General features: G+C 56.2%; 31 protein-coding genes. 2 read left to right on the top strand and 29 right to left on the bottom strand.

Annotated elements, in window-relative coordinates:
• Positions 1-4: 4 nt before the first annotated feature.
• The 29 genes from QDI87_RS00740 to QDI87_RS00600 all read right to left on the bottom strand — a co-directional run bounded on the left by QDI87_RS00740 (position 5) and on the right by QDI87_RS00600 (position 17,742).
• Entirely contained in the window at positions 5-1,537 is a 1,533-nt protein-coding gene (locus QDI87_RS00740) for a hypothetical protein (RefSeq protein ID WP_278741972.1), read from the bottom strand.
• Between the two features lie 5 nt (positions 1,538-1,542).
• Complete coding sequence (locus QDI87_RS00735) at positions 1,543-2,007, bottom strand: hypothetical protein (RefSeq protein WP_278741971.1); 465 nt, start codon at positions 2,005-2,007, stop codon at positions 1,543-1,545.
• The gene (locus QDI87_RS00730) at positions 2,008-2,589 is read right to left on the bottom strand and encodes a hypothetical protein (protein WP_278741970.1); all 582 of its coding nucleotides are present in this window, start codon (positions 2,587-2,589) and stop codon (positions 2,008-2,010) included.
• 1 nt (position 2,590) lies between these two features.
• Entirely contained in the window at positions 2,591-2,920 is a 330-nt protein-coding gene (locus QDI87_RS00725; protein ID WP_278741969.1) for a hypothetical protein, read from the bottom strand.
• Between the two features lie 51 nt (positions 2,921-2,971).
• Positions 2,972-3,835, bottom strand: a complete 864-nt coding sequence (locus QDI87_RS00720) for an SU10 major capsid protein (protein WP_278741968.1) — start codon at positions 3,833-3,835, stop codon at positions 2,972-2,974.
• A 12-nt stretch (positions 3,836-3,847) separates the two neighbouring features.
• Complete coding sequence (locus QDI87_RS00715) at positions 3,848-4,939, bottom strand: hypothetical protein (RefSeq protein ID WP_278741967.1); 1,092 nt, start codon at positions 4,937-4,939, stop codon at positions 3,848-3,850.
• Positions 4,940-4,941: 2 nt separating this feature from the next.
• Positions 4,942-5,208, bottom strand: coding sequence for a hypothetical protein (locus tag QDI87_RS00710; RefSeq protein WP_278741966.1), 267 nt, complete (start codon positions 5,206-5,208; stop codon positions 4,942-4,944).
• Between the two features lie 72 nt (positions 5,209-5,280).
• On the bottom strand, positions 5,281-7,443 hold the full coding sequence (locus QDI87_RS00705; RefSeq protein WP_278741965.1) for a portal protein: 2,163 nt from the start codon (positions 7,441-7,443) through the stop codon (positions 5,281-5,283).
• Positions 7,444-7,454: 11 nt separating this feature from the next.
• A complete protein-coding gene (locus QDI87_RS00700; protein ID WP_278741964.1) occupies positions 7,455-8,714 on the bottom strand; it encodes a PBSX family phage terminase large subunit in 1,260 nt (419 codons plus the stop codon).
• Positions 8,704-9,147, bottom strand: a complete 444-nt coding sequence (locus QDI87_RS00695) for a hypothetical protein (protein WP_278741963.1) — start codon at positions 9,145-9,147, stop codon at positions 8,704-8,706. The genes QDI87_RS00700 and QDI87_RS00695 overlap by 11 nt, the downstream gene beginning before the upstream one ends.
• 224 nt (positions 9,148-9,371) lie before the next feature.
• Positions 9,372-9,860 carry a hypothetical protein gene (locus QDI87_RS00690; protein WP_278741962.1) on the bottom strand — a complete coding sequence of 163 codons (489 nt, stop codon included), beginning with the start codon at positions 9,858-9,860 and terminating at the stop codon, positions 9,372-9,374.
• Positions 9,857-10,021 (bottom strand): hypothetical protein, encoded by a 165-nt coding sequence (locus tag QDI87_RS00685; protein WP_278741961.1) that lies wholly within the window; start codon positions 10,019-10,021, stop codon positions 9,857-9,859. Before QDI87_RS00685 ends, QDI87_RS00690 begins: the two co-directional genes overlap by 4 nt.
• Positions 10,011-10,430: a hypothetical protein gene (locus QDI87_RS00680; protein WP_278741960.1), complete on the bottom strand. Its 420-nt coding sequence runs from the start codon at positions 10,428-10,430 to the stop codon at positions 10,011-10,013. Before QDI87_RS00680 ends, QDI87_RS00685 begins: the two co-directional genes overlap by 11 nt.
• Before the next feature lie 86 nt (positions 10,431-10,516).
• Positions 10,517-10,879, bottom strand: coding sequence for a single-stranded DNA-binding protein (locus QDI87_RS00675; protein WP_278741959.1), 363 nt, complete (start codon positions 10,877-10,879; stop codon positions 10,517-10,519).
• Complete coding sequence (locus tag QDI87_RS00670) at positions 10,876-11,223, bottom strand: hypothetical protein (protein ID WP_278741958.1); 348 nt, start codon at positions 11,221-11,223, stop codon at positions 10,876-10,878. The genes QDI87_RS00675 and QDI87_RS00670 overlap by 4 nt, the downstream gene beginning before the upstream one ends.
• Positions 11,220-11,888: an ATP-binding protein gene (locus QDI87_RS00665; RefSeq protein WP_278741957.1), complete on the bottom strand. Its 669-nt coding sequence runs from the start codon at positions 11,886-11,888 to the stop codon at positions 11,220-11,222. Before QDI87_RS00665 ends, QDI87_RS00670 begins: the two co-directional genes overlap by 4 nt.
• A complete protein-coding gene (locus tag QDI87_RS00660) occupies positions 11,833-12,672 on the bottom strand; it encodes a DnaD domain protein (RefSeq protein ID WP_278741956.1) in 840 nt (279 codons plus the stop codon). The genes QDI87_RS00665 and QDI87_RS00660 overlap by 56 nt, the downstream gene beginning before the upstream one ends.
• 5 nt (positions 12,673-12,677) lie before the next feature.
• Entirely contained in the window at positions 12,678-13,364 is a 687-nt protein-coding gene (locus QDI87_RS00655; RefSeq protein ID WP_278741955.1) for a putative HNHc nuclease, read from the bottom strand.
• Positions 13,361-14,026 (bottom strand): hypothetical protein, encoded by a 666-nt coding sequence (locus tag QDI87_RS00650; protein WP_278741954.1) that lies wholly within the window; start codon positions 14,024-14,026, stop codon positions 13,361-13,363. The genes QDI87_RS00655 and QDI87_RS00650 overlap by 4 nt, the downstream gene beginning before the upstream one ends.
• Positions 14,027-14,106: 80 nt before the next feature.
• Entirely contained in the window at positions 14,107-14,568 is a 462-nt protein-coding gene (locus QDI87_RS00645) for a siphovirus Gp157 family protein (protein WP_278741953.1), read from the bottom strand.
• A 272-nt stretch (positions 14,569-14,840) separates the two neighbouring features.
• The gene (locus QDI87_RS00640; protein WP_278741952.1) at positions 14,841-15,158 is read right to left on the bottom strand and encodes a hypothetical protein; all 318 of its coding nucleotides are present in this window, start codon (positions 15,156-15,158) and stop codon (positions 14,841-14,843) included.
• Positions 15,159-15,174: 16 nt separating this feature from the next.
• Positions 15,175-15,360: a hypothetical protein gene (locus QDI87_RS00635; RefSeq protein ID WP_278741951.1), complete on the bottom strand. Its 186-nt coding sequence runs from the start codon at positions 15,358-15,360 to the stop codon at positions 15,175-15,177.
• Positions 15,361-15,540: a hypothetical protein gene (locus tag QDI87_RS00630; protein ID WP_278743395.1), complete on the bottom strand. Its 180-nt coding sequence runs from the start codon at positions 15,538-15,540 to the stop codon at positions 15,361-15,363. It abuts the gene before it with no gap.
• 20 nt (positions 15,541-15,560) lie between these two features.
• Positions 15,561-15,701 (bottom strand): hypothetical protein, encoded by a 141-nt coding sequence (locus QDI87_RS00625; protein WP_278741950.1) that lies wholly within the window; start codon positions 15,699-15,701, stop codon positions 15,561-15,563.
• 74 nt (positions 15,702-15,775) lie between these two features.
• Positions 15,776-16,075, bottom strand: a complete 300-nt coding sequence (locus QDI87_RS00620) for a hypothetical protein (protein ID WP_278741949.1) — start codon at positions 16,073-16,075, stop codon at positions 15,776-15,778.
• A gap of 10 nt (positions 16,076-16,085) precedes the next feature.
• Positions 16,086-16,262 carry a hypothetical protein gene (locus QDI87_RS00615; protein ID WP_278741948.1) on the bottom strand — a complete coding sequence of 59 codons (177 nt, stop codon included), beginning with the start codon at positions 16,260-16,262 and terminating at the stop codon, positions 16,086-16,088.
• A 279-nt stretch (positions 16,263-16,541) separates the two neighbouring features.
• The gene (locus QDI87_RS00610) at positions 16,542-16,754 is read right to left on the bottom strand and encodes a hypothetical protein (RefSeq protein ID WP_226868237.1); all 213 of its coding nucleotides are present in this window, start codon (positions 16,752-16,754) and stop codon (positions 16,542-16,544) included.
• Between the two features lie 10 nt (positions 16,755-16,764).
• On the bottom strand, positions 16,765-17,508 hold the full coding sequence (locus QDI87_RS00605) for a phage antirepressor (RefSeq protein ID WP_278741947.1): 744 nt from the start codon (positions 17,506-17,508) through the stop codon (positions 16,765-16,767).
• A gap of 15 nt (positions 17,509-17,523) precedes the next feature.
• Positions 17,524-17,742: a helix-turn-helix transcriptional regulator gene (locus QDI87_RS00600; protein WP_278741946.1), complete on the bottom strand. Its 219-nt coding sequence runs from the start codon at positions 17,740-17,742 to the stop codon at positions 17,524-17,526.
• 187 nt (positions 17,743-17,929) lie between these two features.
• On the opposite strand from QDI87_RS00600, the gene QDI87_RS00595 reads away from it, so the two are divergent.
• Positions 17,930-18,304 carry a helix-turn-helix transcriptional regulator gene (locus tag QDI87_RS00595; RefSeq protein ID WP_278741945.1) on the top strand — a complete coding sequence of 125 codons (375 nt, stop codon included), beginning with the start codon at positions 17,930-17,932 and terminating at the stop codon, positions 18,302-18,304.
• The gene (locus QDI87_RS00590; protein ID WP_278741944.1) at positions 18,291-19,058 is read left to right on the top strand and encodes an ImmA/IrrE family metallo-endopeptidase; all 768 of its coding nucleotides are present in this window, start codon (positions 18,291-18,293) and stop codon (positions 19,056-19,058) included. Before QDI87_RS00595 ends, QDI87_RS00590 begins: the two co-directional genes overlap by 14 nt.
• The last annotated feature ends 15 nt before the right edge of the window (positions 19,059-19,073 follow it).

Below are 19,073 nucleotides of genomic sequence, written 5' to 3'. Positions count from 1 at the left end.
CGTCTTATACCTCCGAGATATCGAAAGAAATGCCATTGAAAAGCGTCATGCCGCCCGCGCCATACCCGCCGACCTTAACACTACGCAAGCGGTTGACACAGCGCGTCTCAGCGCGATAGCAGTTGAGGCTCTTGATGTAAGTATCATTCTTGTAGATATAATCCCAGTCCTCAAAAATCTCGTCGCTGTTGATGTAGAGCCGCTTGCCGCGCGGCCGTGCGATTGGGACGCGGCTATGGTAGATCTGGCCATAGTTGTGCCAGACGTAGCGCGACGAGTCCGGCAGCATGCCGAAGAGCGTCACACCGCCGACGCGAAATCGTTCCTCTGCGTAGTACGAGAAGTATGGCGTGATGTCCGCCCGCACGCGTTTGATCAGGTAATCGTTCTGCGGGACGAGCGTCCGCCCCTGGAACGACCACTTCATCTCCTCGCCGTCATCCGTCATGTGCGTGCCGTTGAGCCGGTAGACGCCATGCTCCTTGAGGATGTAGACTTCGTCGCCGACGTACTGGGCATCCATCACGACAGAATTGTACTGCCGTTCAAAGAAGCCCCCTCCATTTGCATCCAAGAAATAGAAGGAGAGCAGCTTGCCGTTGAGCATCCAGACCTGGTTCAGCGGCGCAATGTACCGGAGCCGTATCGCCCCCATCGCCCGCACATCGCCCGATATCTTGCGCGACACCTCGGTAGCCATCATATCGCCATAGCTGTCCGTCACAGTGATGGACTGGAGCATGTTGAGCCCCAGTGCGAGAACCGTATTGCCGAGCGACACACAGCAGCCCTCTCCCTTGCAGCCAATCGTCCGGCCAATCTCCGAGAGCACCCAGTTCGGGAACTTCCCTGCGAGATGGTAGGCGTGCTGGTTGCTCTTGAAAATGATCGTATCTGACGACAGTGTGCAGACGCCCGTGATCTTGCCGCCATCCTTGTAGCCGACCTGCAGCCACTGCGAACTGCTGTTATCGTCACTCGTCTGCGTCCAGCCGTGCTCATCGCCGACCGCCGAGCAGTGAAGCTCATCTTCATAGTAGACCCAGACACGCCCATCCTTGACGAAGACGCCATGACATTCGGCCGGCGTCTTGTCGCTTGCATTGGACTCATCGCGCGCAATCGTCTCCAACGTGCCGCTGTGGTAATACTGCAAAGGGCCGCCGCTGGCAATCAGCACGCCATCCTCCCAGGCCGCATGTGAGACGGCATCCTTGCCCGTCAGCACACCGACCTGTGCCACCGTCTTGCCGTCCGTCGTCATGCTGTAGACCTTCTGTTCCGCATCCGTCAGAAGGAAGATGCCCTCGATGGCATCATAGATGAGGTACTGGAAAGACTTCGCGTCATCCGCGTAGACCTTATCCGTGCCGCAGCATGTCTTGAGTAGCCCCGTACTCTTGTCGATCTCGACATTGACCGCCCGGGCAAGCTCATTCATCGCAATCCTCTCGGCCGCATTCGTCGTGTTGAGGCCGCCCGAGAAGTCGCGGTATTCGATTGTCTGGACATTCGCGTGTTTGTTGCTCAGCCGCATCTACATCACCCCGCCCATCCGCTCGAGAGCGCCTGCTGGATCTCCGTCTGGATACCCGTATCCTGCGAGATATCGAACTCATTCTCATCCGACAGCATCTTGGCCGCAATCTTGAGCGTCAGCCTATTGAGCAGACTCAGCCGGAACGGCATCACACCGCCCAGCACTACATCCTTCGGCAGCACATAATAGCGAAGATACTGCACATCCTGACCGCTCAGCATATGGACCATGCCGCCCGTGACGCGGACCGGATACAGCCCCGCCGTTTTGAAGAATCCCTCCGGCACCGCATCGCCTTCGCGGAAGTCCCCTTCCTCAATCAGGCCCGGATAGTGGCCAGCAATGAGTGTAGTGGCCAGCTCATGCGCCGCAAGATTGATGGCAAACACACAGTCCGCATCGTCATAGTCCTCGGTCACATCGTGCGTCATCGCACGGATGCGCCAGATTGCTTCCTTCACCTGCACCTATACCACCTCCGCCCAGCTGTGTGCATCGGGAATCTGCGAGTAGGCCATGTTGCCAACAAGCTTCAAGACGCCGTCCGAGATAAGCTGCAGGACATCCGTGTCCTGCTGGCTGCCCGCCTGCAAGAGCAGAACGACCGCCTTCTTGATGAGAGTCTTGAAGAAGGGCGGCAGGTCCATTTCCTGCTCGAGGTCGTCCATCGTGAGCTCCGCGAAGAAGGGCTTATAGTCCATCGTGACGGCCTTGCTCTTTGTGTATAGCTTCGAGCCGACAATCCGATACGTATGCTCTGTGAGGTCCTGCCCTTTCGCCCGTGCCCGCATGACGCGCCCGTCCGCATCGTAGGCATTCATAAGCTGCAAGAAATCCACCGGCAAAAGGTATCCATCATCTGTGCCCGCCCTCTGCAGCTCCGCCCGCTTATCAAGCAGGCTGCTCGTCTGCTCGGCGAGGATGCTGTAAATATAAGCCGCCGTCTCATTGAGGGCCTGCAGGATGTCGTAGTCGCTATAGTGCGCAGCATCCATGTCCTTGATTTCTGGAGCCATGCGGACTGCCAGGATAATATCGTTTGGCGTCATCTCAAACACCTCCCGAGCATGCCTTGAAGAGATCCGGGTAACGCCGGATCATGCGGTCGCGGGCGGCTGCGTCATGCACATCGAGGTAAGCCCTGGCATCCGCATCGTGCTGGATATCGGCCAGAATGCGCACCGTGCCCATGTCGATATGCGCTACACGGCGGAAGCAGCGCGTCGGGTCAAAGCCGTCCGTCTTGCGGTCCTCATAATTCTGCCGCAGGACATCGTCATCGCATCCCGTCTTGATGATATGGTCCCGCCCATCCCGCCGGACAAAGTACGTCTTCTCCGTGTCGCCGGCATCTGTGAGGTCATATACCTTCTCACTCATCCTGCTCACCTCCTAAAAAGAGGGCGGTTCCCCCACCCTCTTGGACTATCCTTACGCACCGATTGTGATGATGGCCTGGCCGGACTCGCCGCGCAGTTCCAGCGTCATCTCGCCCGTGATCACGCCAGCCTTGCCGTCGCTGTCATCCGGCAGCATCTTCTTTACGAAGGGGCGCAGCCAAGCGACCGCAAGATAAGACGGGTCCAGGACAAACATCGTCTTGTCATCGAGGAAGCGCGAGGCGACAATCTCAATGCGGCCGAAGTCCGTGTCGACGACATCGATGGCCTCGACGACCTTCTTCTTCGCCGCGTCAATGTTCTTCGTGTTCGACGTCGTGAGCGCCGAGACGGCGCGCTTATTCGTGCCCGACACGATGAGCTTCGACGGCGTGCCGCCATGCTCCCAAGCGGCCTGCAGCGCGTCCGTGATGACCTTCATCGTGACCTTGGTATCCGTCTCGACATTCGTCGTGACGAGACCAGGAATGCCCGCAAACGTGCGCGCCACAGTCTTGGAGCCCGCCGCATCTGTCTTCTGCGTCGTGATGGCAAGCTCCAGGTCCTTGCCGAGTTCCTTTATCGCCTTGAGCATCTGATAGGCCAGCTCATCCGATACGCCCGCCTTGTCGACGGCCTGCTGCGTCGCCGTGACCGAGTAGCCGCGCTTCATGATCTGCGTGTGATTGCCCTTGCGCGTGCGCGCCGGAGCATCCGTAGCCACATCCTTCTCGCCCTCGATGTGGGCGTTCACAGCGGCCGCCGCCAGCTCATCCTCTGGGAATTCGTGGTACGTTGCCTTCGCCTTCGTCTTGCCGATCATCGTCGTGATAGGCGTGTCCGACGGCGAAATATTGGTGATGACGTCCGTGAGGTCCTCGCGGTTCGTCGGCTCATCATATGTATATCTAGCCATTGTCTTTTCTCCTTACATGAATCCCGCCCGCCTGAGAGCGGCAATCTGTGATTTCGTATCAAGGCCCCGGAGCTTGCGCGCATTGAATGGCTCACGCGTCTTGCCCGCAGCCTGGCCAGGCGTCTCCGTCTTCGGTGGCTCTGGCTTCGTAGTCGGCGTGGTTGGCGTCGCCGATGCCGGGGCCTTTGCCTTCATCAGCTCGGATCGCACGTAGTCCCAATGCTCCCGCAGGATCTTCGTATCGGCCGTCGTGGCCTGATTGTTGTAGAAACGCTGCTTCGCCTGGGCGATGGCCATCGCCTTCTGTGCGCCCTCTGGAGAGGACTGCCCGAGCTTGAACAGATAAACATCGTAGTTGTTGTCGATTTCTGGCGTCATCGGGTCGGCCTGCGCCTTCGCTACGAAGTTACGCACCTCTTCGATGACCGCACTCTGGGTGGCCTGCTGAGAGGCCTGCTGCTGAGAATTGCGGACGATGACACGCTGCAGAGCAAAGTTGTGTTCCGGGTCGAACTGGTTGAACTCGCCCGGCGCGATACCGAGATCCTTCTCTGCCTGTGCGACGGCGGCCTTGTAGTCACTTGAGACGCCTTGCTCCGGATTGGCCTTTTCGGCTTCCGGCTCCTGCGTCCCCTGCTTGACCTTGAGGGCGGCCATCATGGCATCGACCTGCCGACGCTCATCGGCCAAGGCCTGCGTCTTACGCGTATAATCCGCCTGCCTCTGGTATCCGTTCTTGAGTTCCGACAGCTTGACCTTGACCGGCTCGCCATCCACAGTGATCTCATACTCCGGGTCGTCCTCGACAGGGGCCTCTTTGGCCTGTCCTGCCTGCTCGCCCTTCTGCTTCTGTTCAGGCTTCTCGTCATGATCAAGGTAGCCACGCTGGCGCAAGTACGCCAGCTGGTCGCCAGCAGACATCTCGCCGAGCGACTGGAAATCAAGTTCGCTGTCCTCGTGGGCTGCAGCGTCCTCAGCTTTTTCCTGCGCTCCCTGCTCCGTCTGCGCATCCTGCTTCTCATCGGTCGCCGTTTCCTGCGCCTGCTGTGTCTCGTCCATCGTGGGTGTGGTGGACTGTTCGATGACTTGGTCCATGCTCTCCATGCTCATTCTCCTTTATTGTCTACATCTTCCGGCTCTGCCGCGGGTTCTTTCTGTACACCCGCAAGCTTCTCGAGTTCCCGGATTCTTTCTTCGAGCTTCCCGACTCTATCCTCGAGCTTCCTGCGGTCTTTCTGGACGACCTTCATTTCCTCACTCATGCCCTCAAGGGCCTGATTCGTGAGAGCCAGCTGCTCACTCAGTACCGTGATGAGCGTGCGCTTATTGCCGTCCAGCACCTCGCAGAGCTTGAATCCTTTCCAAAGTCCCATGATCATTCTCCTTCTTCCGCCCGCTGATGCTCCGCGATGCGCCCTGCCTGGACGTCACGGACAAATTCATCTTCAATAGCTTGATACGCCTGGAGCTCCGCCACCAGCTTGCGCTCCATTTCCGTATTGCTGGGCTTGCTGAGCCGCTCCAAAGCCTGCTCCCGCTTGCGCTTGAGCATCGGGCGGAGACATGCCAGGGCGGCCTCCGCTTCCCTGCCCACCGCGATCAGGCGGCTGCGCTCCAATCCTTGCTCCATTCCATCGTCCTCCTCTGCTTGCATCGGCCTTGGCCTGTGCATCGGCGGCACCGCTCAGGACCTTCTGCGCCGTCTGCTCCGTGAACATATCCGGCGTGACTTCGAAGCCGAGCTTCTGCCAGAACTGCATCTGTACCTGCCACGGCGCATCCGTGATGGCCGAGCGGATCGTCGTCTTGCTGTCCTCGCCCGCAGTCTCCTGCTCGCCCTGCTGCGGCATCTGCGCCGCCATCTGCGATGGGTCGATGAGGAAGTCGTCGACATTCTTGAAGCCGACCTCCTCGATGATGCGCTTGGCGAGATTGTACCACTGCTGTGGCCCCGAGAGCCCGACCTCCGCCAGCTGCGTCGAGAGTTCTCGAACAAGCTGCAAGTTCTGCAGATTCGTCTGCTTGGCACCCGCGCCCATGCCCGCATTGACGAGCAGGTCGAAGGAGCCATCAAGGTCGCTCGGGTCGATAGTCAGTGGGCCATTTGTCAAGCGGATGACCGTCTCCTGATTGACGAAGAGCTGATTCAGCTTGATCAGGAAGCGGAAGAGCTCCGTCATGCCCGTCTCCGCGAAGATACGGGCGATGAGTTCGAGGCGCTGATTGCTCTGCTGGGTGATGATGCTGATGCCCGTCGCCGTCTTGTTGAGGCTGTTGCTGTCGAGACCCTGATTGTACTTCGTGATGCCCGTGCGGTTCTCTTTGACCGTGTCAAGATACTCGAGCATGTTGAAGGTCCAGGGCTGCAGCTGGGCAGCAGGCAAGGGCTGAACAGCCTCATTGACATTGCCCTTGACGCGGATGAACTGCGCATTGTCGAGCACATCATTGATATCGACAAGAGCTGCTGGGTCGATGGCCATCTTGCTGTCATTGCCCTGCGCCAGATTGTAGATCATCTGCCGGATGATGGCTGTCTTGCTGTGTTGCACCTGCGCTATGAGGTCCGTGAATCCGGACTCTGGCCAGATGTGATGTGGGTCAACGCGCGGCGAAAGCACGAAGAACGGATTGCGCTCGTAGGTATTCTCTTCGATGCGCAGGATGATGCCATTCGACACCGTCACAATCATCGGCACAAGACGCGCATCCGGGTCGTCGCTCATATTGAGCCTCACATAACACTCATAGAGCTCGACCTTCTGCCGCCCGCTGTCCGTTTTGTTCGGTTGCTCGTCGATGTCGTCATTGTTCTGGATATCCAGATTCGTGTAGTGCGGAGTGACGGCCTTCTCGGCCAGCTCCTCCACATGATCATAGAGCCCCGCCTCAGCCTGCATGCGCAAGTAGTCCAGCGAGACGATCTTGCGATGGGCCACAAAATCGGCATCCTCGAGCCGGGTCGCGTCGGGCGAGAAGCGGAACTCGCTCGCCAGGACATTCATAATGCGCGGCTGATTCTTGGCGAGTTCCCTGCTCCGGTATGTCACATCGATGCCGCCCGTCGGGCTTGCCTCCACCTTCTCCACCTGGATTCCCATTTGCTCCGCCTGCGGGCGGTACGTCGCATAGGCCTCTGCGTCCATTGTGACCGTCTTCTCGGCGTCTTTATACTCGCGGTCCCAGTCCACCTTGATAATGCCAAGGTTCGTGATCAGCGCATCCTTGGCCCAGCGGTAGAACGTCATGAAAAACTTGTTTTGCTGCAGCTCGTAATTGATGAGCTCCTGCATGGCCTCCGCCCGCTTATCATCCGCATCCGTGCCATCAGCGCCCTGGACTGTCACGACGTCCGTACTGCCGAAGAATGTCTTCATCAGCACCGGCATCGTACTCTCGATCGTGTCCTGCACATCCGTGCTGACAATCTCACAGCGCTGAGAGAGCCGCGGGAACATCGTGCGATAGTATCCCTTGTCCGCCTTAAAGATGGCATAGCGCTCCATCACAGCGGGCTCGACCGTATCCTCGTAGTAGGCATTGGCCGCATCGATATCCTGCTTGAGCTTGCTGACGATGCTGTCGCGTTTCGCTTCTGTTATCTTCAATCCCTCTCACCTCACATAGCGCCCGCCAAGGGCATCTTCACACGACTGCCGGCTGACGCATGCCAGCCCATCTCGCGGAACAAGGAATAGCGCAGAGCATCGATTAGATGGTTGTCACGGTCGACCGGCCGCGGCAGCACATTGCCATCCTTGTCCTCATCCCACTTGTAGACCGTCAGCTCATTGACAAGCTCCGGCAGATTCTCATTGACGACGATGCGGAGCTTCTGCAGCCATTGGATGCCGAAGTTCACGCTATCCCTGCCCTTCTCCGTCGGGATGGCCGTCACACCGTACTGGCGCAGCTCCGCGATGCTCTTCGGCTCCGCAGAGTCACAGACCACGACTTCCTGCCCGCATAGATTCACGACCTCCGCCGCCAGCAGGTCATTCGTCAGCCCGCGCAGATACCGCGCATCGATGATGTAGAGCGTGTTCGCCCGCTCATCATAGTGGCTGCGGATGAGGGCGGCAGGATCATCCGCAAAGCCGAAGTCCAGGCCATTTTGGAATGTGTCGAACCGCGAAGCATCGATGGGCTCCACATGCCAGTTCTTGAAGATGACCTTACCGAGTACGCCCCAGTTACCGTTCGTATAGACATCGCGGAAATACGGGTCGCGCTCCTGCTCCAGCTCGCGCCGGTCGCCATCTGTCAGGAAGATATTGTCGCGGTACGTCGTCTTGAGGATGGATAGCACATCGCTCTTGTAGCTCGTCCTGCTCCCATCCCAGCGCCCTTCGAAGTATTCCTTGTAGATCCAGTGCGTCTGGTAGACCGGATTGAACGAGAGGATGATGCGCTTCTCGACGATGGAGATACCACGCAGGCGCTTGCGGAGCTGCTTGATATCCCCATAGTCCGCCTCCGTCGCTTCCTCAATCCAGATGTCCGTAATGACGCCCTTGGCCGGCGTGATGGACTTGACCTTCTCCACATCATCGAGGCCAGCGAACATAATCTGAAAGCCGTTCGGCCCCGTGATAACCATCTCACTCTTATTCTCATGAAAGAGCTTCCCCGCCTTGAAGAAGTGGATGGCCTTCGTGATCTCGTTGTAGACCGACTTGCGGACCGTCCTCGCGACCTTGCGGACAATCAAGTAGTTATGCCCACCGTGGAGCATATCCCAGATGCACCGCTGTGCAAGGAAGTAACTCTTGCCCGAAGACGAGCCGCCGTAGAAGATCTGCAAGTACGTCGTATCATCGAGGTAAGGCAGATAAACAGGATTGAAGCACTTCGAACTGACCTTGACATTAATCTTCATCGAGCTTCACCTCGATCATCAGCCCATCGCCGCCCGCGCCAGTTTCACCGATGGCCGTTTTGGCAACCGCCTGCAGGTCCTTGAGCGCCCTGGCAAGAGTCGCAAGATCAGACGGACGCGAGGCATCTGCCAGCATAGCCTTCGCCTTCGCGATACCGTCGCGCGAAATATTGAAACATTCAAGGTCATACCGTGCCGATTCATCGGACAATGTCTCAGCTTTTTTGCTTTCGCGTTTTTTGCCCACCTTGTTGGCAAACCTTTCGCGCTTTACCGGCCACTGTCCACGGCTGCACTGACGGCCGACCGTCGACAGCGAGAAACCGTACTTCGCAACCAAGTCATTGAGAGACGGGTACTCGATATCGCCCTTCTCGCCGACAACGCCCTCGATATACTCCTGAGCAATCTTTCTCCAATCATACTTCGACACAGTATCACCTACCTTTCTTTCACCCGGCCCGGAGAGGAGGAAGCCCCGGACCGGTCTAATTAAGCCACACTCCCCGAAAAACCAGACAAAAAAGAGAGAGGGCTCGGGGAACCTTCCTACAAAAAAGGCCCCGCCATACGGCGAGGTCTTCGGCAGTAGAAAGTGCGATGTTGTCTCGCTATACTCAGTATAACGAAAAAGCACGCGAAAAATTTGCTGCAAATTTACAGAATGCGCAAAATCCCGAGTTGCACAGCGGCCAGCGCCGTCGACATCCGGAAATCATCGAGTAGTGCATAGTAGCTGCGCTCGCTGATGTTGAGAGCCATCGATGTCTTGATGTAGCGCTCGCAAGCTTTATAGCGACGATCCACCAGCGTCCGGCGCAGCTCATCACTCGACGAGTAGGACGCCAAGATGGCCCGCAGCCACTTCTCCGGATGCGGAACCGTATAGCCATCCCTGCAGGTCAGGCTCTCCATTTCCTTAGCGCTCATCCCTTCCTGCGCATGGTAGTCAAGTACGCCCTTATCAATCTCCGGCCAATGGCGCAGTACTTTGTCGACCTTGGCAATCATCTCCTGCTGTTTCATATCCCTAAGCCCTTCTATTATCCTATCATCACTGCGCCCCGATATCACGCATAAACTAAAAATCAAGAACGCCACCGAGCCTCCAGCAAAGAGGCCCGCCACAAAAATCAATACCATCATGCCTCGGCTGCCCTCTCTTTCTTGAGTGCCTCCAGCACGATCAGCAGCGCACAGTCAAGCTTCTCGTCCGTATCGACCTTCACCGGACAACCCAGACAAGCGCACTCCGTATACTTCTGGCAGTACCGCCTCGTCAGCTCGATATATTTCTCAGTGTCCATCTTTCTGCGCTCCCTTCTTCTTTGCATCCAGCGCCCTGAATGCCCGATCAATCGATTTGGTCATGCTCCAGCCAATCTCTTCTTCGATGGCGTCATTGATGTCAGATGACCGGACCTTGCCGTCGTGCAAGCCGTCCTGATACGCGACGAACTGCTCAACAAAGCGCTCGAGGCGCGTGGCTCCAAACGGCTTGCCGAGGCCGCCATCTCTCAGAAAGCCGATGACGGACGCGAATGCATCGGCAACGCCAGTTGCATACGCTTCGGATGGCTTCTGGATGTCCCGCCGCAGCTTCTTGTAGATCCTGTCGGCAGTCTGCTCCTCAGCCGCCACCTGCATGGCCGTGAGTGTCTTCTGTATCGTCTCGACGTCTGCTCCCGGCAACGCCCGGTTCAGCTTCCGCCTCATTTTCCTTGCTGTACTCATTTTTACTCCCTACCTATATCCTTGTATGCGTTTTGCTATAGATGCCTGCTCTAGCGTGTCTCAGGCGCTCAGAACGGCACTTCCTCATCTGGAATATACTGCCCGCCCGGATTGGAATTGGCGAACAGGTTCAGCTCTTGGCCGATGTCATCCGCGATCAGGCGATGCTTGTAGTATTTCTTGCCATCCTTCTCCCACTTGTCCAACGTGATATGGCCGGTCACGATGACCTTGTCCTTGTCATGCAGCTGGCCGTCCCATGCCTGCGCCAGACGGTCGAAAGCCGTCACATCGATGCCGCCATACGTCGCCTTGCCATCCTTACCATTGCCCTGGTAGTACGACAGGCGGAACGTCAGCACCGCCATGCCAGACTTCGCCACACGGCTCTCCGGCTGGAAGACCGTGCCTGTCAACGTCACATGATTCATGATTCCTTACTCCTTCCTGCTTCCCACTCGCGGAAAAGCTCAAACCAATCGGCTGCATCCATCGTGATCTTCCAGCGCGTGTGGTTACGTCGATGGGCCACGATGGGCAGGCTGCCGTCATGCTTCGCCTCGGCATCGCGCCGAGCCTGGTCGAGAGCATCGTCGATATTCAGGTGCTCGACGCGCTTGACCTCGATGTGGATGCCAGGCAGGCCGACACAGTCCGCCGCGTCACCTGTATTCCCACAATACTGCGCCGTCCGACGCACTTCGAAGCCATTCGCCCGGCAAAGCCTAGCAAACTCTAGTTCCCCGGCCTTGCCCTTGGCCCTGCTGTTGGTCATGCTCTCACCTTCCTCTGGCTGGATCCGCTAAATATCAAGCACTGCGAGGTGTTGCGCAGCCGGTCCATGATGCGGCCGGAGTATGTTCCGGCCAGTTCTTCCTTGCTGAGGTTCGTCGTCACGATGATCGGCAGCATCTTGTTGTAACGCTCGGTGATGATGCTGTCGACTTTGCTGAGTACCCAGCCTTGGTCGATATTCTCACTGCCGAGGTCATCGAGGATCAGTAGAGGCGTCGAGCGGATGCGGCGCTCATACCGTGCCCATTCCTCTTTGTTGAGGGCTCTCATCGTGAAGAGGTTATCGATGAGCGAGCACATCGGCACCATGAGGCAGCCCCCGTCCTGCACGCGCATCCAGTGTCGCATCACGGCCACGGCCATCGTCGTCTTGAGCGTGCCATAGTTGCCCGCGAGGATGAGGCCATAGCCGCGCTTGACGTTCTGCTTGATGTCATCGGCGTAGGCCTTCACGGCCTTGTAGTTCTGCCGGATATCCCAATCGGGCGGCAGGCCACGGCGCTCGATGCTCTCGAACGTGATGTCCTGATAGCGCTTGCCGATGCCCGCAAACTCAAGCGCCTTGATGTGCTTCTCCTGCTCGCGTGTATCAATCCCAGCCTGACTTCTCGTTGGCCCACTTGCGTCGCTCGGCCTCTGGGTCAAAGCGGAGCGCTTTCTTGCGATGTCGACCAGTAGTCTTTGCAGGTCTGGGTCCATCTGCTTTTCCATGTCCATGTTCCTCCTCCGGATCGTCATATCCGTTCTGCTCCCAGCTCTTCAGGATGCCCTCGATATACCCCATGCTGCGGCGGCCTCGATAATCCGCCCGGTCGATGGCCTTAAGCAGGGCATCTTTGCCGTAGTGGTCTAGGCAGTCCGAAAGGCGCTCCAGATCTGCCGGGCTCGGTACGGGTCGGATGCTCTTCTCGTAGACCTCGACCACCTGCCGGAAGGTCTCCTCTTGGGGTGGCGCTGTAGTAGAAGAGATATGTTTACTGTTTATACTGTTTATGTAGGGTTCAAAATTTGTACCCTTGGAGCCCTCTATAGGTTCATTTTTTGTACCCATAGGGTTCAAATTTTGTACCCTTGTATCAGCTATGGGTTCAAATTTTGTACCCTTGGAGGGTTCTATGGGTTCATTTTTTGTACCCTTGGCATCGTCCTCGTAAAGCTTCGGGAGGTGATACCGCATCTTTCTCTTGTGGCCTAAGTCGATTGATTCGATAAAGCCTTTGCTTTCCAGTGACCGCCTTGTGCTGATGATTGTCACCTTGCTCTTGATACCAGCCTCGCGCATAATCTGGGAATTGGCTACCTCGAACCAATCCGGCCATTTGAGTTGATTTGCGACGAAGAACAAGCAAAGATACATCGCCTGTTCCCTCGCATTCAGAACGCCCACCCGCCTCACACCAAATGCGTTCAACTGCTTGACATAATTCATAAGAATCACCTCTTGAACTTCAGCCGCTTGCAAAGGGCTTCGTCCAATTTGACTTTTTCAAGATGATATTTCGCGATGAACTCGCTCTCCGGCATGGCATGCAGCTCCGTGTGATGCACGCGGCACAGCGGCAGAACTTCGCGTCCAAGCTGGTGGACCTTCGTGCGATCCACGCCCGCGCCGATGCGCGAGCCCTCGCAGTGATGGATATCAGCAGGCTTGCCGCACACGGCGCACTTGCGATGCATCGTACAAGCGTACATGTACTTGCTGACATCCTCGCACTGCTCAATCAGCGGCACTTTTGTCGGGATATCGTTCGCGATAACGAACGACACCAGATAGTCTATAAAAGCCCGCGCAGTCGTAACGGAACAATCTGAGAGGGAAAACAACCGGCGCTCCATCGACTCCATCCGTTTGAGCATGAAGTCCATTTTCATTGTCGCCTTCATCTCTTCCAGTGCATCGCCATCGCGATAGCCGTTGACATACTCGGATATCTCTCCGAGGATTGCATACACCTTCCGGCGTTGCTCTGGCGAGATTCGCCGCCCGTCTGGCAGGATGATCTCAACACGCTTATATTGGCGTAGCAGAGCGCGGTCGAGGTCGGGCAGGCCAGCCGTGATGACTGCCGTCCCGTCCTCTCTCACGTCCTGTATCTCGCCGAGGACATGCTCCTGAATCATTTGCCGCCGCCCATCTGTTCAGCAATCCACGCTTCGAGGTTCGCTGCCAGCTTACTGAGTTCGCCGGTCGAGAGGTCGCGACTGTTCGTTTTACCGAACTTCACGCCGCAGAGCGCAGAGACTTCCTCGCCCGACGCGCCGACGCGCTGCATCTCTTTCGAGAGTGCGTGCATAGCTTTGCTTCTAAGGTCATCATTTGCCGAACCCTTAGAAGGATATGCGTTGCGCGTTGAACGCGCTCTTGCGGCGTTCTGCGAAGTCTCAGCAGCATATCCGCGCCGAGCATACTTGCTATCGCTCGCGCCGTTACCGATGAGACCGCGATAAACGTCAGCCGCGAGGCCAATCATTTTTGCCGCCGTGCCGAGCGCGTCCGTCGTTGCCATCTTGAACGCCTCGTCGTTGCCATGAATACCATTCTTGTCCTTCTTGACGAGATAGTCGCCGCCCCATCCCGGAATTGGTGCGCTCCACTCGTCGCCGTGCTTGATGTAGAGGTTGACGAGGACGAACACCATCGTCTCGCCGGTGCTGACTGACTGTGTCTTCGTGTCAGCAATCTCGAACCGCCAGCCGCAGCCGCAAGGCCCGAGCGCCGCCGTAAGCGCCTCGTAGCGCCACTGCGGATTGATGTCGCTCTTGCCTTTAAGTGCGCCGTACATGATAGGTTTCAGTGCATCATTAGGTGGTGTCTGCAACTGCTCGTACAAATCCATGTTTGCCATAACAATCACCTCACATGTTACTTGATCTGGATGTTCTGCTTCTCGACAATGGTCACGCCGTCGATGACGGCACCACCCTTGAGCGCCTTCTTGAGCCCAACTTTATCAATCTTCGGTGCCTGCTCCACAAGGAACTCGTCTGGCACGGACGCCCCTTCGGCGACTTCCACCGCCTCGCTCTTTCTGTAGCTGATTGCCACCTTCGGCGTGCTGAACTTGCGTCCTGCGAGGTAGTCGCCGAGATACTTCGTGAGGCCGTTCGCCTTGTTCTCGCGAACCTTGCGGCGCTGTGCCAGTGCCTTTTCTTCGGCCTTGATTGCCTCAGCCTCGGCCTTGGATTCTTTGATGCCCATTGCAATGCCCTCGATCGCTTCGTCGCGGTACTCTTCGAGATACGCTTTCAGTTCTGCGTCGATGACGTTGCCGTCCTCGTCCATGCACGTCTCGATTGCTTTGTCGTAGTCAAACAGATTACTCATGATGATTTTCTCCTTCTCAATCAGAACAAAAGTTTCTCGTAATTCGCGAGCCGGAAGTTGGACTTTACAGCCCTGCGTGTGTTATCATATTCAACAGAGATGGTTATGCGCTTCGGAGCTTCTTGCTTGGTCGGCTGACGCCTCGTGCCGCGCATCCATTTCCCTTCTTCTGCCGTACTCATGTCGTTGCAAACGCAATCCTCATGAGTACAGCGGAAGCAATCTAGCGGGGATTTAGCCCCGCAGGACAACACCCTCATACAATCATCTCCTTACGCCGTCCGGGCATCCCGGGCGGCTTTTGCTTTTACCTCGTCAACCATTGCGAGCTTCTTCCGCATGTTTTCGGGGTTAAATCCACTGAGCATGAACTTGAATCCGCCTTCATACGGGATGATTTCCCCCGTCTGGTTGTCGACTTTGAAACTCCATGTGTCGACGAACCCAAACATATCGATGAACATGAGTTCGTGATAAGTCACATCATTGAACTCCTGAACATCATCCCCGGCGTATTGCAGATCGTCGGGAAAGTAATTTTTAAACGCCCCATTTTTCCTAGCGAACTCAACAACGTCAACTTCTTTCATTTTCGCTCCTCCTCTCTCACGGTCTAGGGGCAATGGCGCCGATCATGACGCCGAAGAACTGAATGAGAAGGGTGACCGTGCCGATGCCCATGAACGCCATGAGGACGGCCTCGCCGAACTTCTCGAACTTCTCTTTGAGTTTCTTCGTAGAGCGTCCAGCTTTGATACAGCGGCCATCCTCGTCATACTTTGCAATCATCATTCATGCACCATACCTTTCCTCGAAATATCTGCGGCTGATTCTGCCGCGGATGAACAAGAACCCCTTCTTCTCAAGTTCCCGGTTAAGCTCTGCAATGATCTGGTACGCTTTCGACCGCGAGCAGTTGAAGAGCTTCATGACATCCGCGACGTACAAGAACGTTGGCTCACTTCTCGCCATCTCGCTCACCACCTCCCCTTTTAAACCATCACGCGCGTCAGGCCCTTCTCGACGGCCCACCGCGCGAGCTCGTCCTCGGCCTCCTGTTTATTCGCAAACCAAGGCAGGACGTGCGCCTGGTGCCATCTCTCACCCGGCTTGCGGCGCATCACGATGAACACGTAGTCTCCTAACCCCGACCGGACGGCGTATTGCCAGCCGCGCTTGCTGCTGTATACCTTCATACTCTCTCACCTCAATTCAGCACCTTTACCATTCTTTTCATTCTATGCTTGATCATGCTGGCGACGTGACGGAGCACTTCTCCCGGCTCATCGCCCATAAGCTCGGCCTCGCGAATGATGGCTTCTGCCACCATGGCGAAGACTGCGCTAGGCGATGCGTTCGTGTCGACAATGAAGTGCTTCGCATAGCGCTCACCGTGCTCTACTGAAGCTGCCGCAACGAAGTACTCGTGGTACTTCTTGCCCGCCAACGTCTTGAGAATTGCAGCCGCTTCATGGACGGATTTCTCGGTGTCTTCGTATCTTTTCATGATAATCACCTCATACCATCCAGACATTTCTCGCCCGCATGATTTTTCGTGCTCTTGCAATCATGCGCAGGCGACCAGCGATAAACGCAGTACCCGTATCCCATTCCACCCAGTCGAAGAATCTGTCGATTGCAGGACCGTTCTCTTTCCAGAAGGTGCCGTTATATCTCCTCCATGCTTTCATCAATGCTCACCTCTACATATAGTGCTTTGTTTGATTTATAAAACAAGATATAGTATAATGAAATCATCTTGTGTAGAAAGAAGGTGATTTCATGCCGAAGTCCAATGCCAGCAAAGTGACCTCTGCTCGTGCCGCAAGCGCAGCCTCGAAAACCTTGCGCAGTGGCCGTAGCAGTAAGGCCGCGAAGACGGCGGCCGCCAGTGCCCTTTCCCAGCGTCCTTCTCGCAAGGGCCGCAAGTAGTTCTTACACATCAACCCTCTAAATAGGATGTTCGCAGCATCCTATTTTTTTGTTGCGAAAAAGATGCGGCTGACGTCGTCCATCGTCAAGGGGATGTACTCCATCATCTTGTGGATCTGCGAGATGGTGAAGTCTCCGTCCTTCATGTGAAGATAAAACGTAGAGCGAACCATGCCGAGAGCTCGGCTCACGTCTTCCTGCGTCCGGTTGTGGTACTTCATGCAGGCCCGGAGCATCTGCATATCGGTCTTCATGCCACTCACCTCAGTTCAGCGCCTTGCGCAGGAATTTATTGACGAAGTAAATCTGCCCCTTACCGGTGACCTTTGGCGTCTTGCTGACTGTCGTGTGGCCGTCTGCGTGAGTGACAACCGTTTCTTTCACGCGGAACAGCTTCATTTCCATGGCTTTCTGCGTCGGCATATTCCAGTCAAGTCCCTTGCGCTTAATGAGATATCCTTTCTCGCGCAGCCATGCGAAGAGGCGTTTCTGCCCGATATCATGCCCGTTCTGCTTGATGAGCTTCGCGAGGTCGCCGATGAGGATATCCGTTTTGCTGACGCTCACTGCATCCGCAAAGATTTCCTTCGGGCGCATCTCCTCGATGCGCTTGTCCTTCTCGGCAAGCAGCTTCTGCGCGGCGAGAAGCCCCTGTGCCATCTGCTCAGCCGGAGACTGCGGGACGTGGTAGCCGCCCGTCTTGCGGATTGCCGGGATGACCTCGTGCGTGATCCAGCGCTTGAACGCCTTCGCCTCTGGCTTGCGGCTGCCGAGCACCAACGAATAGAGGCCCGGCTCGTTGACACCGTTGACCGGCTTGCCATTGCTGGCACCCTCGATTGAAACGAGGGTGCGCTCATCGTCATCAAGTCTGTTGAGCGCGTCACTAGGATTGCCAATATCAAGAGCGTGACAAACATCTGCCGCCACAAACCACGGTTCTCCATCGATGACGGTCGTGCGTACCCGACCGAACTCAGGATTTTCGAAAATCTTCACATCGTTCATGAATGTTCCTCCTCTTTACATTTCACTTGTATTTCCGTCATTTTTCTTTAAAAAATTGAGGTTGATGCTAAGCAGCTTGGCAAGTTTCGACATGAGCTTCAAGCTGGGATTGTAACGCCCGCGTTCTACATCGGCATAGTATGCACGAGATACGCCAACACTTTTGGCAACCTCAGTCTGGGTCAAGCGCTTGCTCTTCCTAGCGTCGCGAAGAGTTTCCGCGATTTTATCCATTATGTCGCCTCCCTTCGTTAAAGTTTCAGCAAACTTCTACTGGTATTTCCGTCTGCTCTTATAATATACAGTATTTCCGTCACCATGTCAACAGTATTTCCGTCATTTTTGTATAGTTTTTCCGTCAAGATACTATTATAATGTAAGTATCGACGGAATTACCATACAATAGTAAGGAGGGATACTGATGACTAGTATTGGAATGAAGATTCGCAATGCAAGGAAAGATGCGGGACTGACACAAGCGGAGCTTGCAAAGAAAACCAGCCTGTCACGGTCTTACATAGGAGACATTGAAAAAGACCGCTACAATCCAAGCGTCGCGACGCTACGGGCTATAGCAGATGCTACTGGCGTACCTGTCGAGTCCATCTTAGGGAACGCCGTTCAGCCGCCCGCGCATCCTGTCGTGCAAGGCGACCCGGTCAGCGAGCTCTTCGACAATCCGGAGATCCGCAGCCTTGCCCGCCGCAACTTCAAGGGCTTAAGCCCCGAAGAAGCAAAGGCAAAGCAGAAGGATGTCATGCGTGTAGTGAGGGCCCTTTTCGATGATGAAGACTAAACGTAAACGAAACCTACCCGCCAAGCCAGACTGGTACTTTGTTGATGCGCGCGTCGAAGACTTCTGGGCCGCCGTGGACTTCGAGCCGCCACTCAACCTGCTGGACATCTTCCGCGCAGGCGGTTGCACCGTCAAGACCTACCAAGAACTTTCGCAAAAATTAGATATTTCCGTGGACGAAGTCGCGGCGCGCTTCGGATCAGATGATGGCTGCCTCTTCTACGACGCGCGTCATGACCGCTATCGCCTTGCTTATGATTGCAGTACACGTCCACGCACGCGCTGGACGCTCGCGCACGAGCTCGGCCACATCGTTCTCAGACACCTCGAGGACTTCCCGGAGACCAGCATCACAAGGACGCAGTCGCCCGTGCTCCTGGACATCCTCGACAAAGAGGCCGACAAATTCGCCGGTGATATCCTCGCCCCCGCTCCCCTGCTGATTGGACTGGCCGAGAGCTCACACCTGCACACGAAAGAATTCTACTATGCCCTTTCGCGCGACCTCTTCGGTCTGAGCATCCAGGCTGCACACTACCGTGCGCGCTTCATCTACCGCTACCGCGACAAGATCACCAAGCATTGGACAGACGCCAAGCCCGCCGTCTACCAAAAACACATGAACAAATTCCTCGCCCTGTACGGCGGCCTCGGCCCCGATACCCTCGCCGGACGCTACTGGATGGAGAAGTATATCAAAGAGTATCAGCGCTACGAAGAGCCAGAGCGATGCCCAGCCGCATCAGGGGAATGAAAAAAGGAGATAGCC

Origin of the sequence: Mitsuokella jalaludinii, from assembly GCF_928722185.1 — a bacterium.
Classification (GTDB): Bacteria; Bacillota; Negativicutes; order Selenomonadales; family Selenomonadaceae; genus Mitsuokella; species Mitsuokella jalaludinii.
Note: the sequence above shows the minus strand (reverse complement) of the source record. Positions and strands in the feature narration are given on the sequence as shown.

Coding starts and splice junctions, on each gene's coding strand:
- QDI87_RS00740 (WP_278741972.1), bottom strand. CDS start 1,537: ATGCGGCTGAGCAACAAACACGCGAATGTCCAGACAATCGAATACCGC.
- QDI87_RS00730 (WP_278741970.1), bottom strand. CDS start 2,589: ATGACGCCAAACGATATTATCCTGGCAGTCCGCATGGCTCCAGAAATC.
- QDI87_RS00725 (WP_278741969.1), bottom strand. CDS start 2,920: ATGAGTGAGAAGGTATATGACCTCACAGATGCCGGCGACACGGAGAAG.
- QDI87_RS00720 (WP_278741968.1), bottom strand. CDS start 3,835: ATGGCTAGATATACATATGATGAGCCGACGAACCGCGAGGACCTCACG.
- QDI87_RS00715 (WP_278741967.1), bottom strand. CDS start 4,939: ATGGAGAGCATGGACCAAGTCATCGAACAGTCCACCACACCCACGATG.
- QDI87_RS00710 (WP_278741966.1), bottom strand. CDS start 5,208: ATGGGACTTTGGAAAGGATTCAAGCTCTGCGAGGTGCTGGACGGCAAT.
- QDI87_RS00700 (WP_278741964.1), bottom strand. CDS start 8,714: ATGAAGATTAATGTCAAGGTCAGTTCGAAGTGCTTCAATCCTGTTTAT.
- QDI87_RS00690 (WP_278741962.1), bottom strand. CDS start 9,860: ATGATGGTATTGATTTTTGTGGCGGGCCTCTTTGCTGGAGGCTCGGTG.
- QDI87_RS00685 (WP_278741961.1), bottom strand. CDS start 10,021: ATGGACACTGAGAAATATATCGAGCTGACGAGGCGGTACTGCCAGAAG.
- QDI87_RS00680 (WP_278741960.1), bottom strand. CDS start 10,430: ATGAGGCGGAAGCTGAACCGGGCGTTGCCGGGAGCAGACGTCGAGACG.
- QDI87_RS00675 (WP_278741959.1), bottom strand. CDS start 10,879: ATGAATCATGTGACGTTGACAGGCACGGTCTTCCAGCCGGAGAGCCGT.
- QDI87_RS00670 (WP_278741958.1), bottom strand. CDS start 11,223: ATGACCAACAGCAGGGCCAAGGGCAAGGCCGGGGAACTAGAGTTTGCT.
- QDI87_RS00660 (WP_278741956.1), bottom strand. CDS start 12,672: ATGAATTATGTCAAGCAGTTGAACGCATTTGGTGTGAGGCGGGTGGGC.
- QDI87_RS00655 (WP_278741955.1), bottom strand. CDS start 13,364: ATGATTCAGGAGCATGTCCTCGGCGAGATACAGGACGTGAGAGAGGAC.
- QDI87_RS00650 (WP_278741954.1), bottom strand. CDS start 14,026: ATGTACGGCGCACTTAAAGGCAAGAGCGACATCAATCCGCAGTGGCGC.
- QDI87_RS00645 (WP_278741953.1), bottom strand. CDS start 14,568: ATGAGTAATCTGTTTGACTACGACAAAGCAATCGAGACGTGCATGGAC.
- QDI87_RS00640 (WP_278741952.1), bottom strand. CDS start 15,158: ATGAAAGAAGTTGACGTTGTTGAGTTCGCTAGGAAAAATGGGGCGTTT.
- QDI87_RS00635 (WP_278741951.1), bottom strand. CDS start 15,360: ATGATGATTGCAAAGTATGACGAGGATGGCCGCTGTATCAAAGCTGGA.
- QDI87_RS00630 (WP_278743395.1), bottom strand. CDS start 15,540: ATGGCGAGAAGTGAGCCAACGTTCTTGTACGTCGCGGATGTCATGAAG.
- QDI87_RS00620 (WP_278741949.1), bottom strand. CDS start 16,075: ATGAAAAGATACGAAGACACCGAGAAATCCGTCCATGAAGCGGCTGCA.
- QDI87_RS00610 (WP_226868237.1), bottom strand. CDS start 16,754: ATGAAGACCGATATGCAGATGCTCCGGGCCTGCATGAAGTACCACAAC.
- QDI87_RS00605 (WP_278741947.1), bottom strand. CDS start 17,508: ATGAACGATGTGAAGATTTTCGAAAATCCTGAGTTCGGTCGGGTACGC.
- QDI87_RS00600 (WP_278741946.1), bottom strand. CDS start 17,742: ATGGATAAAATCGCGGAAACTCTTCGCGACGCTAGGAAGAGCAAGCGC.
- QDI87_RS00595 (WP_278741945.1), top strand. CDS start 17,930: ATGACTAGTATTGGAATGAAGATTCGCAATGCAAGGAAAGATGCGGGA.
- QDI87_RS00590 (WP_278741944.1), top strand. CDS start 18,291: ATGATGAAGACTAAACGTAAACGAAACCTACCCGCCAAGCCAGACTGG.